The sequence below is a fragment of the Paenibacillus thiaminolyticus genome (assembly GCF_007066085.1).
GTDB classification, from domain to species: domain Bacteria; phylum Bacillota; class Bacilli; order Paenibacillales; family Paenibacillaceae; genus Paenibacillus_B; species Paenibacillus_B thiaminolyticus.
Window position 1 is genome coordinate 1,286,594 of record NZ_CP041405.1, and the last position, 16,559, is coordinate 1,303,152.

Sequence of the window (16,559 nt, forward strand, 5' to 3'; positions counted from 1 at the left end):
ATAGTCACGGAATGGCGGCATCCATACGTCGATGAGAACAGCCGACTCATTAGCTTCGAGTCTAAGGTCAAGCGCACGGGTTGGTTCCGGAATCTCTTCTCCGTCTTGTTCCATACCGTACAGATGTAAGGCAAGACATTCTTTTCATACGGAACGCCTCTTCGTCGGTCTCTCCGCAAGAAAATGCTCTAGGTAAACTTGACGGAAATACCATCATCTCCATAATCGAAGATCGCAGGAAAGATATATCGGTCGTTCATATTTTCAACCCCTCAGCTATAGCAGGTACAATAGCGTTTTTGTGTGGAGTTCTGTAGATGTGTATAAACCTCGGGGAAATAGAGTTAATCCAGTACAGCCGGGATAATGCCTTCCTTAATCAGTATCCATCGATCACGGGGATTCATGCTGAACTCGGAGGCAATAGCTACGACCAGGTCTTTTTCAGGAATGCAACAAATGACATTACCGCCATCGCCTAGTGCCGAATAGGCAAAAACTCCGTCCTCTTGGCGCAACCACCATAGATAACCGTAATGATTAGGGTTCATCGCCTTTGATTCGTCAATCCATGTCTCCGCAATAATCTGGTGATTGTCCCACATGCCACGGTTCAAATAAAGGGCACCAAATCGTGCCATATCCCGGGGAGTTAATGTAAGTCCCCACCCTCCCGTGGAGTGGCCGTGCGGGTCCGTAACCCATCCTTTTACGTTTTTCCCGAATAAATCGTCAAAGCCGAAAGATTTCATTTCAATATGCGGAATTTCTCTCATGCCGCTTGGTTTAAATAAATGGTCGTTCGCAAACTCACGGGCACTTTTTCCTGTGCTGCGAGTGAGGATGGCTGAAAGCAGGTGCGCCCCTGCGGTGGAATATTTGAAAGCTCCGATACTTCCTTTTTGACCCATCATATCCAGCGTATACGTTACCCAATCGGGTTGCTTGCATAACTTGTCCAGCGGTTCATGCCAGTCCTCAAATGGATAGGGAGCCGTCATCGTGAGAAGATGGCGTATCGTGATTTCCCGCTTCTGCCTGTCAGCCACCGCGGGCACATATTCGGGAAAAAACTCGAGTACCTTTTGGTCAACATTTTGAATATATCCCGCATCGATGGCAATGCCAATGAGGGCAGATAGGATGCTTTTCGTTACAGATGCCACATGGTGCGCAGCATCCGGGCCATACCCATTATAATAACTTTCAAAAGCAATGTATCCTTTTCTTGCAACGACAATACCGTTAATATTGCTATACTCGGATGTTATCACAGGTTCAAGCTCTGACAGCTTGGCAGCGTCCATTTCCAAGGTTGCCGGGTCTGCGGCTTGCCATTGTGTAGTTGGCCAGTAGCTTCTTTGCATGATAGATACCTCTCTGCAAGACGTTATTTTTTCTTTACGGGAAAATACACTTCAGTTACCATATCTTCCGGCACTACTTGATTAGGGTCGGTTATATACACTTCATATGGTGATTTCACCAGTTCGTAGCCTTCATTTTCTACCCATTCCCTCAGCCTGGCATATACCGATGTCAGTTCTGAGTATGAACCCTTTAACAGAGATTTCGCACAAAGGCCACCGGGGAAATCTCTCGTCCCCTTTATAGACTCCACTATCGGGATAGCAAACTCGGTGTCATTGCCGGCAGGATTGTATTCCGGGCTGTGATAAATCGTCATCGGTGCGCCAAGCAGGGTAAGTTTTTCAGTCGCAATCTTTTCATAGAGGCTGCTAAAATACATTCCATATCCGGCCGCATAGTCATCACTGCTCAGCATCTGCCGCATATACAGGATATTTATTGACTCGGTTTCAACAAGTTGTACCTCAATAGTGTCAAGGTGTGACATCATTGGAATGCCCTTCTCTACACTTGAAATATCACGGTTCATTTGATTGAGGGCATATGCGAAAGCATTTATCTTTTCCTGTACTTCTTTTCGCTTGCGATTCAGGGCAGAACGAAGCTTCTCCGCTGATTGATCCTCTTCCCATTCCAGAATGTCTTTAATTTCTTCAAGAGAAAAATAATAAGATTTCAACCGGTTGATTAAAAGCATCTTTTTGAGTTGCTTGATGGAATAATATCGGTAACCATTTTCGGGATTAATCTCATCCGGATGGATTAGCCCGATTTCAGCATAATATCGAAGCGTTTTGGTAGATACTCCGCATATCTTCGAGAATTCTCCAATCGACAGCAAGAGGTCACCTCCATTCTTCATTTTTACGGGCGTTAAGGCTTTATTTTTCAATAGTTTGCTCAAGTCAACCGTACACCTTACCCTACGGGCAAAGTCAACGGCAAAATAAAAAGAAACCCAACGTGCTAAGTCAAGGCCCTATTCAGTGATATTGAAAATGCACCCCTTAGAATTCATCGGGCTAGGGGCCCAATGACTATTCTAAGAAGTGCACTACATCAACTTAGGGTTCTTTGATACGCAATTATTATTTTGTCATCCATTGAATATACCTAGAATCGCAGCGCCATATTTCTCTATTTTCGCTCTTCCAAAGCCTTTAACAGCGAGCAATTCCTCCATTGTTCTTGGATATTTAGACGAGTGAAGAAAAGGAAGGACTTCAACATGAACAAGCTATAGTGGAGAGATTCGTGCTTTTGATACATCTTATTTTGAGGTTATGGGCTAGAATCGAACATAAAAGAAAAATTAAAGCTGGCTTTCTTGCCACGCGCTAACAGAGCCGCAGGAGTCATCCCGCGGCTCTTGCGTGCAAAAATGGACCCTAGATTTCCCCGAAGACATAAAGAGAGTCTCTAAAGAGGTTGGCCTTTAGGCCAATACGTCTAGCCCGGTTCCTCGTGTGACCCCCTACTCCCTTCAGCTCACCTTATGCTCAATCCGCAGCTTGTCAGCGACCATCGCGATGAACTCAGAATTTGTGGGCTTCGACTTGCTGATGTTGATCGTGTAGCCGAACAGGCGGCTGATGCTGTCGATGTTGCCGCGGGTCCAGGCGACCTCGATGGCATGGCGAATCGCGCGCTCGACGCGGGAAGGCGTCGTTTTGTATTTCTCGGCAATGGCCGGATAGAGCGTTTTCGTGATCGAGCCGAGAATTTCGATGTTGTTGTACACCATCGTAATCGCTTCGCGCAAGTACTGATATCCTTTAATATGCGCCGGAACGCCGATTTCATGTATGATGGACGTAATATTTGCATCCAAATTCTTGGTCTTGCCCAATTGGACGACATTCGACTTCGAGGAGGTCATGTAGCTGCCGGCATTGGAGCTGCCTACGGACGGATTCGATGCGACCCCCGCCAGCTGCCGAATGCGGTTCGCCAGGATATCCATGTCGAACGGCTTCAGGATATAATAGGACGCGCCCAGCTGCACGGCACGCTGTGTGATGCTCTCCTGCCCGAATGCGGTCAGCATGATGATCTTCGGTTGCGGAGACAGATTCATACTGCGTAAACGTTCTAACACGCCCAGACCGTCCAGGTGAGGCATAATAATATCGAGAATGAGCACATCTGGCACCGCTCTCGTCTGTTCCAGGAATTGAAGCACCTCCTCGCCATTATAGGCGACACCGGTGACAACCATGTCTTCCTGTTCTGATAAAAAATCAGCTAATAAGTTCGTGAATTCTCGGTTGTCGTCCGCTAACAGTATTTCGATCTTTTGCAACTTCTGATCCTCCCTTGTCAAAGTTTAGCATTCCCGTGCATTGATGTCGTTGGCTTTCCTCTACAAGAATAACTTATTCGACACCAAGAATGAAATTCCTTCTGTCGAAAACTTTTTTTCTTTATTTTTTTAGGAACATGATTTATAATGTATAGTTATTCATTTTTTCTACATCATTCGCATTCCTTCGACAAGCAAAAGGCGAATTATCGCATAAAAAGAAGGCTCACGCAGCATGTGAGCCTTCTCTGCTGGAGGTCGGGGGTGGCGAGAGCACCACGCCCGCATCCTGCAGCATCCATTCAATAAAGCATCCATATCCGGAGCTCGGATCATTGACGAATACGTGAGTAACAGCGCCAATGAGCTTGCCATTCTGAATAATGGGACTTCCGCTCATCCCTTGGACAATGCCCCCGGTCTTTTGCAGCAATCTAGGGTCTGTAATGCGGATGACCATCCCTTTGGTTGCCGGTGACGTCTGCTTCGTCACATGAACCACTTCCAGCTTGAATCGTTCCACCTGCTGGCCGTTGACGACCGTAAGCATTTCGGCGGGGCCTTCCTGCACTTCCTCGCTAAAAGCGACAGGAATGGGCTCCTTGTACAAACTGTGCTCCGGTTGATTCGTCATTTTGCCAAAAATGCCAAACGGTGTATTGCGTTCAATATTGCCCAATACCCGGCTTTCCTTCAAGAAATGAGCCCGCTTCTCGCCAGGCTCGCCATTTTGACTTTTGGAAATGGAGGTTACGTTGGACTGAACAATCTCGCCCTGGCCTACCGTGATGGGCGTCTGGGTATCCATGTCGGTAATGACATGGCCAAGCGCGCCGTACACTCCTTGATCAGGAGCATAAAAAGTAAGCGTGCCTACCCCCGCCGCTGAATCCCGGATATATAACCCAAGCCGCCAGGTCTTGTCCTCCACATCATAAGCCGGCTTCAGCTTCGTCTTGATCTCGGTGTCGCCTCGTTGAATGACCAGTTCAATCGCCTGCTTCTTCTCGCCGGCTTGGCGAACGATATCCGCCACCTTGGTCACATCGTTAAGACGGGTTCCGTTCATGCTCATAATCATGTCACCTAACCGGACGCCTGCTTCTTCACCCGGCGATATTTTGCGCTCAGGTCCGACATGAACAAGATGGTGTCCGACGACGAGAATCCCCGACGATTTGACCTTGACGCCGATCGTCTGCCCCCCGGGAACGACCCGCAGGTTAGGAACGACATTGACCTTCAACGTCTTCAACGGAATGCCGCCGAACAGCTTCAGCTTCAATTCAGCCTGCCCGGTCTGGGAAGATTGCAGCGAGATCGGCTTCTGCAGCGATAAGCGGAAGGAGGTCTCGCTCTGCCCGTTGACCTTCAGAATATCAGGCCGGTCCACGGTAGCCTGCGCATGGACAGGCATAACCAGATTCAATTGCTTGTGTTCTCCTTCAAAAAGGCGCAGATGATCAGGCAAAGCCGCGTAGGTGCGGAAAGGGGCTGTGGTGCAGCATAAACAAACAATAATGGCTAGCATAAGACCGAGCAGCCGTTTTGCGTTGGGGTTCAAAGGTGTCACACTCCTTTGTTGACGGAAGCTTTGACGAAAAAGGGCGTGCCCGTTTCGTAACATTAAGGTAACCTTGACCCCAGCGTTTTATGAGTGAAAATCATTCCTCAAGCCCTTGAATTACGCACCTTTTTGACGTTCAGCCAACTTCAGCATTTCTTGAGCATGATGCAGGGTTCTTTCCGTTACTTCCACGCCGCCAAGCATGCGAGCCAGTTCGGCCACACGTCCTTGTTCCTGCAATTCCGTTACCTGGGTCGATGTGCGCTCGTCCCGCACGAGCTTCTCTATGTAGTAATGATGATCCGCCATGCACGCCACTTGCGGGAGATGGGTAATCGCGAACACTTGGCCGCTGCGGGACACTTCGGCCAGCTTCTCCGCGATCGCCTGGGCTGCCCGGCCGCTTACTCCGGTATCCACCTCATCGAAGACCAGCACCGGAATGCGATCCATCTCGGCAAATATCGTCTTCAACGCCAACATAATCCGCGACAGCTCCCCGCCGGATGCGATCTTATGCAGGGGCCGCAGCGGTTCCCCCGGATTCGGTGAAATCAGGAATTCCGCATCGTCCCATCCGTTCTTCGTGAACCGGACGTTCACCCCGTTCACATCGAAGCCTTGTCCATCCTGAAGCCGTTCCAGCCGGACATCGAGACGGGTTCGTTCCATATGAAGATGCTGCAGCTGCTTCTCGATTCGCTTCGTCAGCTTACCGGACAATTCCCGCCGGGAATCGCTCAGTGCCTGAGCCCGCTTGGCCAGCTTCGCCAGCCTCTCCTCGCTTTCCTTCTCCAGCGCGGCAATCCGTTCATCCTTATGCTCGATTTTATCCGCCTCGGCCTGTATCCGTTCGCCATAGGCGATCATTTCTTCCACCGTCGCTCCATATTTCCGCTTCAATCCATTCAGCTGCTCCAGCCGATCCTCGATTTGCTCCAGCCGTTCCGGATTGAATTCGATGTTCTCCCGGTAGTCGCGCAGCTGATATGCCGCATCCTCCAATTGATAATAAGCGGTCTGCAGCTGTTCGACCATGGGCTGGAACCGCGCCGCATCATACGGCATAACGTCTTCGAGCTTCGCAATGGCGACGCTGACCGCATCCATTGCACCTTGGCCATACAATCGCTCATATGCATGATTGACATGATCCATCAGCTTCTCGGCATTTGCTAGTTTGCGCTTTTCTTCCGCCAATAATTCATCTTCGCCTACCTGGAGGTTTGCATTGTGGAGCTCCTCAATCTGAAAACGGTACAGATCAAGCATCTGATAAGCTTGCTGGCTCGTCTGCTTCAATTGGTTCAGCTCATGCTGCAGCGCCATGAAGCAGCCGAATTCTTCCCGGTAGCGCTTCTTGAGCCCAGCCAGATCTTCGCCGCCGTATGCATCAAGCCAGTCCAAATGACGCTCTACCTTGAGCAGAGATTGATGCTCGTGCTGGCCGTGGATATTGATGAGCAGCTCGCCGACTTCCCGCAGCATCGTCAGATTGACCATCTGGCCATTGATGCGGCACATGCTCTTGCCGTTAGCCGTCAATTCCCGGCGAATGATGAGCAATTCTTCCGCATCGGCCTGAATGCCCAGCTTCGCGACAGCTTCCCATGCCGGATGGTCTGCGGGCAGATCGAAGGATGCCTCCACTTCCGCCCGATCGCAGCCATAACGCACGAATTCCGAGGAACCGCGGGCTCCCCCGATCAATCCCAGCGCATCGATAATGATCGATTTGCCGGCGCCTGTCTCCCCGGTCAGCACGTGAAAGCCTTGATGGAACTGAAGCTGAACGGATTCAATGACCGCCAGATTCGTAATGGATAATGCGATTAACATGGACTTCCCTCCCAGGATGCCGTTTACGAAATATACTCTTCAATTTGCGCTACGACTTGGTCGCTTTGTTGCTTGGTCCGGCAAATGATAAGTATCGTGTCGTCTCCGCAGACGGTGCCCATTATCTCTGGCCACTCGATGCTATCCATCAATACGGCAATGGCGTTTGCCGTGCCAGGCAGACATTTAATCACGACCAGATTTTCCGTGCTATCGATGCTGATGAAGTTATCCAGCAGCGCCCGCTTCAGCTTTTGGGCCGGGTTGAAGCGCTGGTCAACCGGCAGCGAATATTTGTACCGCCCGTCTTTCATCGGAACTTTGATCAAATGCAGCTCCTTCATGTCCCTGGACACGGTTGCCTGCGTCACGTGGTAGCCTGCGCTCCGTAAGGCATCGACTAATTCATCCTGGGTTTCGATCTCGTTGTTCATAATGATTTCCCTAATTTTGATATGTCGTTGACCTTTCATGTGAGCCCTCCGTTTTTGTTCCTTCTACTCTTGGCCTTGGCCGCAGCCAGCAAGACGGTTGTTAATTATACTTAGTATAGCCTTATTCGCCGTGGACATAGGCTTCCCCCCAGTCCATGCGAATCAGGCGCACCCTGCGTTCCAACATATCTACCACGAGCAGGCCGGCGCTCTCGGGATAGGCGGCGAAGTAAGGCATCCATTGCCGCTTCATGCCGCTTCCGTCCCAATCGAGCTTCATCCGTTCGCGTGCGATACGAACAATATACCATTGATTGTCGCGTTTGACGATCATGTCGATCCAGATGCGGGCCTCGATCTCCTCATCTTCTAACGTGAAGTGCAAGGGCATGCAGAACTTGCCGCCGATGAGCTCATAGCCAGCATCCTCGACCAGCTCCAGAGCCTCCTCATCCTCAGGAAACCGATCGCTCAAGCAGATATCCTCCATCGGCTCGGGAGAATGCGCGTACGTCCGCAAGCCGAAGCAGATCCAAATCAATACCCCGATGAAAATCAATCCCATTACCCATATATCGCTCAATGGAATCACCACCCCGCTATGATGGACAGACACCGCCGATGCCTGCCAATTCATAAAGAAAGCTCATCCGTCGGATGTCTGTCCCGGATGAGCTTCTGCGGATGGAATCGTACGAAGGATTAAGAGGTTGAGCGGAACACCGAATTGGCCTCCTGGACGACCGCGTGAATCTGCTCGCGGGAGGCCGCAGGTTCCGGCGACCCGCCGTCCGGCACGCACCAATAGGCCAAAAACTCGATATTGCCTTCTCCTCCCGTAATGGGAGAATACGTCAATCCTTCTAGGCGGAAGCCCAACGATGCGGCAAAGTCCAATATCTCCCTCAGCACCTGCTCATGCGTCCCCGGATCGCGGACGACGCCAGATTTGCCGACCTTGTCTCTTCCCGCCTCGAATTGAGGCTTGATTAGCGCGATGACGCGCCCCGGCTTGCCGATAAGCGCCTGAAGCGGCGGCAGAATCAGCTTGAGCGAGATGAAGGATACATCGATGGTCGCCGTATCCGGGGCCGGGCCTTGCAGATGCTCTGGCTCCGTATACCGGAAGTTGGTCCGCTCCATGACATGAACCCGCTCGTCGTTGCGAAGCGACCAATCAAGCTGGTTATAGCCGACATCGATGGCGTACACATAAAGAGCCCCGTGCTGAAGGGCGCAATCGGTGAATCCGCCTGTCGAAGCGCCGATATCCAGCATGACGGCATCCGTCATGGAGAAGCCGAAGTGGTGAATCGCCTTCTCCAGCTTCAAGCCGCCCCGGCTTACATAAGGATGAACCGCGCCCTTCACCGTAATCGTTCCGTCCCGCGGGACTTTCGTCCCCGCCTTCTCAATCCGTTCCTCGTTCACATATACCAAGCCGGCCATAATGGCGGCTTTCGCTTTTTCACGACTGTCGTAATAGGCCTGCTCTACGAGCAGAACATCAATCCGTTCCTTCGGTATGGACATGCTGTACTCCTGTCTGTCATTGCTTACTCGGGCTAGGCCCGGCTCATCCGGTTATCGCCATGAGCGAAGAGCATCGTATGGACTTCCTTCACCAGCTGTTCCACCGTTAGGCCTGTCTCCTGGCGCTGCTCCTTGATGCTGCCGTGCTCTACGAAGCAATCGGGAACCCCAATCGGCTTCACCTTGACGCCGAATACATGATGCTGCGCATAATATTCCATGATGGCGCTGCCCAGGCCGCCTGCCACGGAGCCCTCCTCCAGCACGATCATCGGCAGCTGCTCTCTGGCGAGCAGAGTCAGCATCGCCTCGTCGAGCGGCTTCATGAAGCGCGCATTGATGACGCGCAGCTGAATGCCTTCGCGCCGCAGTTGCTCCGCCGCTTCCTCGGCGACCTGAACCATCGGGCCGATCGCGACGACAGCGGCATGATCGCCGGGGCGAACCATTTCCCATGTCCCGATCGGAATCGGAATCAGATCGGCATCCAGTTCGACGCCGACCCCGTTCACGCGGGGGTACCGCACCGCAATCGGACCTTCATCGTATTCGAGCGCAGTCTTCAGCATATGGCGCAGCTCATTTTCGTCCTTCGGCATCATCAGCACGATATTCGGAATATGGCGCATAAAAGCGATATCGTACACGCCTTGATGCGTCTCCCCGTCCGGTCCGACGAACCCGGCGCGATCGATTGCGAAGATTACGTTCGCGCTCTGGCGGCAGATGTCATGGACCACCTGATCGTATGCACGCTGCAGGAAAGTGGAGTATACCGCGAATACCGGCTTCATCCCTTCCATAGCCAACGCGGCACACATCGTGGCGGCATGCTGTTCGGCGATGCCGACATCGATCATGCGGCTCGGGAAGCGCTCAGCGAATCCAAGCAGTCCGGAGCCCCCCGGCATGGCAGGCGTAACGGCCACCACGCGATCATCCTGCTCCGCCAGCTCGACGAGCGTCTTGCCGAACACCTCGGTATACATCGGATTGCCTAACGCCTTCAGCACTTGCCCGGATTCAATCTTGTACGGCGAGATGCCGTGCCATTTATGCGAATCGGCTTCCGCCGGCGTGTATCCTTTGCCTTTGCGGGTCACGACATGAATAAGCACCGGGCCGTTCACGCGGCTCGCTTGCTGAAAAATATCGATCAGCTTGTCAATGTCATGCCCGTCGACGGGGCCGAAATATTTCAGTCCGAACTCTTCGAACAGCATGCCGGACACGACCAAATATTTAAAGCCGTCTTTCACCCGTTCCGCCGTCTTGGCCAGCTTGCCGCCAATCGCCGGAATCTTTTTGAGCAGCTGCTCGACTTCTTCCTTCGCCTTTAAATAGTTCCGGTCGGAGCGAATCTTGCACAAATAGTTATGTAGCGCTCCGACATTCGGGGCAATCGACATCTCATTGTCGTTCAACACGACCATCAGATTCTTCTTCTCATGCCCGATGTGATTGAGCGCCTCAAGCGCCATGCCGCCAGTGAGCGCACCGTCGCCGATGACCGCGATCACCTTGTTGCTCTCGCCCTTGAAATCCCGGGAAAGCGCCATTCCCATCGCCGCCGACAGCGAGGTGCTGCTATGGCCGGCTTCCCATACGTCATGCTCGCTCTCCGCGCGCTTGACGAAGCCGCACAGCCCTTTATACTGGCGCAGCGAATCGAACCGGTCCTTGCGGCCGGTCAATATTTTATGGACGTATGCCTGATGACCGACGTCGAATATCATTTTGTCCCGGGGACTGTCATATAAATAATGCAAGACAAGCGTAAGCTCGACGACGCCCAGGTTCGATGCCAGATGTCCTCCGGTCACCGCCAGCTTTTCAATGAGAAATTGTCGAATTTCTTCCGCCAGGACAGGCAGTTCTTCCTTCGTCAACCGCTTCAGATCGCTAGGTTGGTTAATCTGTTCGAGCAGCACGGGAATTCCCTCGCTTTCGTTGTTTCGATTTGCCGCGTTTCTTGGCGAGCAAGCGAATATGGAGCTTGGTCTCCAAAAAATAGAAGCATTTGCCGATCAGCAATACAATCGAAGTGGAGTAATGAATCGCAAATGACTTCCCCAACGCTTTGCCTCCGACGGTTAATGCGGATACGAGGCCAGTAAATGCAACGCTTACCGCTGTCGTCATCCATACGCTCTCCGCATTCATGGACCATAGCAAATTCGTCACTACGATCGCCGTGGCCGAGCCGCTGATAACCCCTGTCATGTCACCAATCACGTCATTGCAGAAGTTCGAGAAACGATCCGCGTTGCGCACGATATAGATTGCTTGCTTGGCTCCGCGCACCTTCTCCGCCGCCATCGCATGGAACGGAGTCTCCTTCGCGGCAGCCGCAGCTAAGCCCATAATATCAAAAAACACTCCAATAAGCACGAGCATCAACACAATCACCATACCGACGCCCCAGCCTGCTTTCCCCAGCATTGACGTGGAGGCAACAGACAATATGACGGCCAGCGCAAAGGTGACGAAAAAAATGAATATGCTCCACTTGACGGAATGTTTGAATGAAAACTTCATTATCGCTGTCAACTCATCCTTTTATGAGATCCACGAACGATCCCATGTGTATGTGTCTTGATAACCAATGATGGTTGGAGTGGTAGCTTTCTGGATAAACGCTGTGGCTTAGGTCCAGTAGGTTTTCCCAGACGCCCGCCTCCCCGTCGCCGGGCAGGCCGTTTCCAATTAAGAGCGTCTTGACGCCGTCGCCGGACGTCAGACTGGATTACCACTTAGACCACACTATAATCCCCACAAAGCCTCACAATGTGAACAGTCTAGGAGTTTTCCTCGAGCAGCCCTGAACCGACCCTTAGCCTCTTTTGCAAATCAGATTTCATGCGGCATCCGATAGGCCGGTCATTGGCCTAAGACCGGCGTCTCTACACATCCGCAATCCCTGCAGACTCACTCAAGGCAGGCTACGCTACATACAAGCCACCTTCACGGAACGATCCGGCAAGCCGGAGAGCGTTCCGCGTGACTCGCGGTATAGGTTCATACCCCAAGCCGTAATGCGGCGCGCGAGGGCGCCGTACCACGCACTTGGGCCTCCGCGGAAGCGGGGTCAACGCCCACATGCCATTGTGGATCGCCCCACAACCTTAACTCCCAGCATCAGCCCACGACTGGGCGTCGCAAGCCAACACCAGGAACTTCATCGATGTGCCCTTTGGCGAATTTTTAGGCCCGCCTTCGGTGTCGGGAGGCCGACTAGAATACTGCACCACTCTATGTACGCTCTATTATATCACAAAACGGGAAAGCGAATCACGCGATATCATTTCCATGGAAGCGCTGCCCTGGAATTCCACCGGTCATCAGACCGGCGGGCATTCAGAATCGGCGCGCCATCAAATAATCCGCCAGCTCGTACAGGCGCGCCGGATAAGGAAATCCGGCCTGCCGCACGGCTTGCTTCGCTTCCTCCGTCAGCCGGGCGACCTCCTGCTTCGATGCCTCTAGACCGATAAAATACGGGTAGGTCACCTTCCCGCTCTTCTCATCGCTTCCCTTCGGCTTGCCGAGCAGCGCTTCCTCGCCGGTGATATCCAGAATATCGTCCTGAATCTGGAAGGCGAGGCCGAGCTTCGTCCCGAATTCGGTCATCGCGTTCAGTTGAGCTTCATTGGCCCCCGCCAGATGGGCGCCTGCGCGGAGCGCGAACACGATCAGATCGCTCGTCTTGTGAAGATGAATATACTCAACCTGGTCCAGCGTCGTCATTCCCTGTTCGCCCAGCATATCGGCGGTCTGGCCGCCCACCATTCCTCGCATGCCGGCATAGAAGGACAGCTCCTCGGTGATGGTCAGGGCGATCTCGGCCGGAATGCCATGACGGCGCGCGCATTGCGCAACCGTATAGAAGGCATGGGTCAGGAGCGCATCGCCCGCCAATATGGCCAGAGCTTCCCCGAACACCTTATGGTTGGTCGGCTTGCCTCGGCGGTAATCATCGTTATCCATCGCCGGCAGATCATCATGCACGAGGGAGTAGGTATGTATCATCTCGATGGCGCAGGCAACCGGATCGGCGGCTTCCAGCGGGCCATCCAGGCTCTCGCATGCGATGACAACACAGAGCGGCCGCAGGCGCTTGCCCCCGGCCATCAGTGAATACAACATCGATTCCTTCAATTCGGCAGGCACCTGCCAGCCGGCAGGGAATTGAGCGGGCAGCAGCCGCTCAATCCGCGCGACGTGACGCTCCAGATAAGAAGCGAACCGTTCTTCTGCTTCAGTGCTACTCAATCCGATCACCCGCTTCTTCCACTGGGAACGGCTGCCGCTTCAATTCGCCATTCTGCTCCGACAAGACCTCGATTTTGCGTTCCACCTGCTCCAGCTTGCGGGCGCATAGACCGGACAGGCCCATCCCTTCCTGGAAAAGCTCGATCGCCCGCTCCAGCGGCACATCTCCGCTCTCCAACTGCTCGACGATATGCTCCAGCTTCTCCATTGCCGTCTCGAAGCTCATTTCCTGAGTGGTAGCTTTTTCTTGATTATCCATCGATCAATCGCTGTCTCCTTTCATCGACCAGACGTGGCAATCGAGCTGCCCGTCGTTCAGCTTCACGCGGACGACGTCTCCCAGCTGCACATCCTTAATCGTGCGGATAATGTTCTCTTCCCGCTCGTCATAGACGAGGCTGTAGCCGCGCGCCATAATCTTCAACGGACTCAGCGCGTCCAGATGCTTCAGATGCGCGCCGAGCTTCAAGCGGCGCTCATTCATCTGCATCGCCATCGCCCGGTGAAGCTGCCGTTCGATGCCGTTCAGCCGCTCCCGGGCGGAACGCACCTGATGCACCGGCGTCTGCTCCCGCAGCCGTCCTCGCAGCTCCCTCCACCGCTCGTCCGCCTGCTTGAAGCGGCTGCGCGACCGGTATGCGAGCCGCTCAAGCAGGCGTTCATACCGCTCCTGATGCTTCGCCGCCAGCAGCTCGGGCTTCCTGAGCACAGGCGAGCGCTGGGCGCGCAGCAGCCGTTCCTGGCCCTGCTGTACCGTCCGCCGCATGCCGTGCCGCATCCGCTCCGCCAGATGCTGAAGATGCTGCCGCAGCTCCTCCTGATGCGTCACCGCCAGCTCGGCAGCCGCTGTCGGCGTCGGCGCGCGCAGGTCAGCGGCGAAATCCGCAATCGTGAAGTCCGTCTCATGCCCAACGGCCGAAATGACCGGGATGGCCGATTGGGCGATGGCGCGGGCCACGATTTCCTCGTTGAAGGCCCACAATTCCTCCAGCGATCCGCCGCCGCGCCCCACGATCAGCACATCGGCTTCCTGGTGGCGGTTCATCGCCTCGATGGCCGCCGCGATCGAGGCGGCCGCCTGGTTGCCCTGAACCAGCACCGGATAGAGGACCACATGAACCCCCGGCTGGCGCCGCCCCAGCGTAATGATAATATCGCGCACCGCGGCGCCCGTCTGCGAAGTAATGACCCCAATCTTCTTCGGATAGCGGGGAAGCGGCCGCTTGCGCTCGGCGGCGAACAGCCCTTCGGCTCCCAAGCGCTCCTTCAGCTGCTCGAACGCCGCATACAGGCTGCCGATGCCGTCCGGCTGCATATGCTGCGCATAGAATTGATACTGGCCGTCGCGCTCATACACCGTCACGTTGCCGCGGGCGATGACGCGCGCCCCTTCCTTCGGCCGGAAGGGGAGCCGTTGATTGTAGGATGCGAACATAATCGTCCGCAGGCGGCTGTCCGCATCCTTAAGCGTGAAATACATATGACCGCTGGAATGGTGAGTGAAGTTCGAGATTTCGCCCCGCACCCAGACATCCTGCAGCCGCGCATCCCCATCCAGCTTCATTCGTATATAACGGTTCAGATCCTTAACAGAAAGAACCCGTGCCTGATTCGCCATTCCGGCAGCCTCCTCCCCCGAGACATCCTGCCAATCGAACGTTAGCGGCCGCGGCCCATGCTGCTGATCGCGCTTCGAAGCGTCTTCGAATTCATGCCCCGATGCGCCGCACAGGTATCCGCCTTGCCGCCAGCTACACCTGGACCGAAGCCTGGCCCAAGCGGTGGAACCTTTCCGCCGACTTGAGCGTATTGGACATCAGCATCGTTATCGTCATCGGCCCGACGCCGCGCGGCACCGGCGTAATCCAGGAGCACAGCTCCTTCACGTCATCTGTGTCGACATCGCCAACGAGCTTCCCGTTCTCCAGCCGGTTCATCCCGACATCGATGACGACGGCTCCAGGCTTAATGAAGGAGCGGTTCACGAAATGCGCCTTGCCGATGGCGACGACAAGAATATCGGCCATGCGGGACAGCTCTTCGATATGCTGCGTGCGCGAATGGCACATCGTCACCGTCGCATGCTCCCGCTGCAGAAGCAGCGAGATCGGCTTGCCGACGATATTGCTGCGGCCGATAACGACGGCATGCTTGCCGGCAATCGGAATGTCGTTGCGCTTCATCATTTCCATAATGCCCGCCGGCGTGCAAGGAAGAAGAGACTCGTCGCCAAGCACCATGTTCCCGACGCTGACCGGGTGGAAGCCGTCGACATCCTTCTCCACCGCAATCGCGTCAATGACAGCCTTCTCATCGATATGAGACGGCAGCGGGAGCTGGACGAGGATGCCGTGAATCGTCGCTTGCCCGTTCAGACGGCTGACCAGATCCAGAAGCTCTTCCTGAGAGGTCTGTTCCGTCAGACGGTGCACTTCCGAATAGAACCCCAATTCGAGACAGGCTTTGTGCTTGCTGTTCACGTATACGTGGGAAGCCGGGTCGTCGCCCACGATGATGACCGCCAATCCGGGGCGGGTTCCTTGCTCGATCAGCCGTGCCGCCTGCTGCTTGATTTCTTCGCGGATCGTCTGTGATAATGCTTGGCCATTCAAAAGTTGCGCTGTCATGGTCTCTCCTCCATTCGTTCATGTAAGCTAGTCCAAGGTCGCAGATTATCCCCGCAATTCGCTGTCTAACGCGGATCCATCCGCTGGCTCATCGCATCGGAATGAGCACTTCCGCTTGCGTCTGCGCTTGCATCTGCGCTTGCATCTGCGCTCGCGTCAGCTCCGTCCTGCTTGCCGCTGCGATCGCGCAGCATCTGGCCGAGCACGCCGTTCACGAATTTGCCCGATTCCTCTGTGCCGAAATGCTTGGCCAAAATGATTGCCTCGTTGATGGCCACCTTCGGCGGCACATCGGTCCGGAACGCCATCTCATAACAGGCAAGGCGCAGCACCTGACGATCGACCCGCGACAGCCGGTCGACCTGCCAGCCCTTCAAATAACGGGCCAGAAGAGCATCGATCTCGTCCCGCTTCTTCCAAGTATCGCGAACCCATTCCAGCACATGGTCATGCATCGCCCGCGCGTGCTCCGGCTTCAACCCGATTTCATTCTCTTCTTGATTCGATTCCGAAACGATCATGTCCACCGCTTGTTCAGGGGTCACGTCCGTCATTTCCAGCTGATACAAGCTTTGAACTGCCATCTCTCTGGCAATGCGTCTCTTCATGAAAAA

15 protein-coding genes and 1 pseudogene are annotated in these 16,559 nt (G+C 54.2%); all 16 read right to left on the reverse strand.

Translation table 11 applies throughout. From position 1 onward, the window contains the following. Nucleotides 1-344: 344 nt before the first annotated feature. Nucleotides 345-1,367, reverse strand: a complete 1,023-nt coding sequence (locus tag FLT43_RS05835) for a serine hydrolase domain-containing protein (RefSeq protein ID WP_087442594.1) — start codon at nucleotides 1,365-1,367, stop codon at nucleotides 345-347. Between the two features lie 23 nt (nucleotides 1,368-1,390). After that, nucleotides 1,391-2,212 carry a MerR family transcriptional regulator gene (locus FLT43_RS05840; RefSeq protein WP_087442679.1) on the reverse strand — a complete coding sequence of 274 codons (822 nt, stop codon included), beginning with the start codon at nucleotides 2,210-2,212 and terminating at the stop codon, nucleotides 1,391-1,393. A gap of 255 nt (nucleotides 2,213-2,467) precedes the next feature. Next, nucleotides 2,468-2,557 (reverse strand): annotated as a pseudogene (locus FLT43_RS30465) (HRDC domain-containing protein); the annotation flags it as partial. Between the two features lie 297 nt (nucleotides 2,558-2,854). After that, nucleotides 2,855-3,673, reverse strand: a complete 819-nt coding sequence (gene spo0A / locus FLT43_RS05850; RefSeq protein WP_087442592.1) for a sporulation transcription factor Spo0A — start codon at nucleotides 3,671-3,673, stop codon at nucleotides 2,855-2,857. A gap of 226 nt (nucleotides 3,674-3,899) precedes the next feature. Next, the gene (gene spoIVB, locus FLT43_RS05855) at nucleotides 3,900-5,237 is read right to left on the reverse strand and encodes a SpoIVB peptidase (protein ID WP_087442591.1); all 1,338 of its coding nucleotides are present in this window, start codon (nucleotides 5,235-5,237) and stop codon (nucleotides 3,900-3,902) included. A gap of 120 nt (nucleotides 5,238-5,357) precedes the next feature. After that, nucleotides 5,358-7,079: a DNA repair protein RecN gene (gene recN, locus FLT43_RS05860; RefSeq protein WP_087442590.1), complete on the reverse strand. Its 1,722-nt coding sequence runs from the start codon at nucleotides 7,077-7,079 to the stop codon at nucleotides 5,358-5,360. A gap of 23 nt (nucleotides 7,080-7,102) precedes the next feature. Further along, nucleotides 7,103-7,552, reverse strand: coding sequence for a transcriptional regulator AhrC/ArgR (gene ahrC / locus FLT43_RS05865; RefSeq protein WP_087442589.1), 450 nt, complete (start codon nucleotides 7,550-7,552; stop codon nucleotides 7,103-7,105). Nucleotides 7,553-7,634: 82 nt separating this feature from the next. Then, nucleotides 7,635-8,150, reverse strand: coding sequence for a DNA-binding protein (locus FLT43_RS05870; protein ID WP_244194193.1), 516 nt, complete (start codon nucleotides 8,148-8,150; stop codon nucleotides 7,635-7,637). A 65-nt stretch (nucleotides 8,151-8,215) separates the two neighbouring features. Further along, complete coding sequence (locus tag FLT43_RS05875; RefSeq protein WP_087442588.1) at nucleotides 8,216-9,046, reverse strand: TlyA family RNA methyltransferase; 831 nt, start codon at nucleotides 9,044-9,046, stop codon at nucleotides 8,216-8,218. Nucleotides 9,047-9,078: 32 nt separating this feature from the next. After that, entirely contained in the window at nucleotides 9,079-10,977 is a 1,899-nt protein-coding gene (gene dxs, locus FLT43_RS05880; protein WP_115057861.1) for a 1-deoxy-D-xylulose-5-phosphate synthase, read from the reverse strand. Then, nucleotides 10,958-11,584: a CNNM metal transporter family protein gene (locus FLT43_RS05885; RefSeq protein ID WP_087442586.1), complete on the reverse strand. Its 627-nt coding sequence runs from the start codon at nucleotides 11,582-11,584 to the stop codon at nucleotides 10,958-10,960. The genes dxs and FLT43_RS05885 overlap by 20 nt, the downstream gene beginning before the upstream one ends. A gap of 819 nt (nucleotides 11,585-12,403) precedes the next feature. Next, a complete protein-coding gene (locus FLT43_RS05890; protein WP_087442677.1) occupies nucleotides 12,404-13,318 on the reverse strand; it encodes a polyprenyl synthetase family protein in 915 nt (304 codons plus the stop codon). Beyond that, nucleotides 13,311-13,577: an exodeoxyribonuclease VII small subunit gene (xseB, locus tag FLT43_RS05895; protein WP_087442585.1), complete on the reverse strand. Its 267-nt coding sequence runs from the start codon at nucleotides 13,575-13,577 to the stop codon at nucleotides 13,311-13,313. Before xseB ends, FLT43_RS05890 begins: the two co-directional genes overlap by 8 nt. A gap of 3 nt (nucleotides 13,578-13,580) precedes the next feature. Then, on the reverse strand, nucleotides 13,581-14,936 hold the full coding sequence (gene xseA / locus FLT43_RS05900; RefSeq protein ID WP_087442584.1) for an exodeoxyribonuclease VII large subunit: 1,356 nt from the start codon (nucleotides 14,934-14,936) through the stop codon (nucleotides 13,581-13,583). A 133-nt stretch (nucleotides 14,937-15,069) separates the two neighbouring features. Next, complete coding sequence (gene folD / locus FLT43_RS05905) at nucleotides 15,070-15,945, reverse strand: bifunctional methylenetetrahydrofolate dehydrogenase/methenyltetrahydrofolate cyclohydrolase FolD (protein ID WP_087442583.1); 876 nt, start codon at nucleotides 15,943-15,945, stop codon at nucleotides 15,070-15,072. 65 nt (nucleotides 15,946-16,010) lie between these two features. Next, complete coding sequence (gene nusB, locus FLT43_RS05910; RefSeq protein WP_174818140.1) at nucleotides 16,011-16,553, reverse strand: transcription antitermination factor NusB; 543 nt, start codon at nucleotides 16,551-16,553, stop codon at nucleotides 16,011-16,013. Between the last annotated feature and the right edge of the window lie 6 nt (nucleotides 16,554-16,559).

Excerpts from the sequence above, each read along its gene's own strand:
- FLT43_RS05835 (WP_087442594.1), bottom strand. The coding sequence starts at position 1,367 with ATGCAAAGAAGCTACTGGCCAACTACACAATGGCAAGCCGCAGACCCG.
- recN (WP_087442590.1), bottom strand. The coding sequence starts at position 7,079 with ATGTTAATCGCATTATCCATTACGAATCTGGCGGTCATTGAATCCGTT.
- ahrC (WP_087442589.1), bottom strand. The coding sequence starts at position 7,552 with ATGAAAGGTCAACGACATATCAAAATTAGGGAAATCATTATGAACAAC.
- FLT43_RS05870 (WP_244194193.1), bottom strand. The coding sequence starts at position 8,150 with ATGAATTGGCAGGCATCGGCGGTGTCTGTCCATCATAGCGGGGTGGTG.
- FLT43_RS05875 (WP_087442588.1), bottom strand. The coding sequence starts at position 9,046 with ATGTCCATACCGAAGGAACGGATTGATGTTCTGCTCGTAGAGCAGGCC.
- FLT43_RS05885 (WP_087442586.1), bottom strand. The coding sequence starts at position 11,584 with ATGAAGTTTTCATTCAAACATTCCGTCAAGTGGAGCATATTCATTTTT.
- xseB (WP_087442585.1), bottom strand. The coding sequence starts at position 13,577 with ATGGATAATCAAGAAAAAGCTACCACTCAGGAAATGAGCTTCGAGACG.
- xseA (WP_087442584.1), bottom strand. The coding sequence starts at position 14,936 with ATGGCGAATCAGGCACGGGTTCTTTCTGTTAAGGATCTGAACCGTTAT.
- folD (WP_087442583.1), bottom strand. The coding sequence starts at position 15,945 with ATGACAGCGCAACTTTTGAATGGCCAAGCATTATCACAGACGATCCGC.
- nusB (WP_174818140.1), bottom strand. The coding sequence starts at position 16,553 with ATGAAGAGACGCATTGCCAGAGAGATGGCAGTTCAAAGCTTGTATCAG.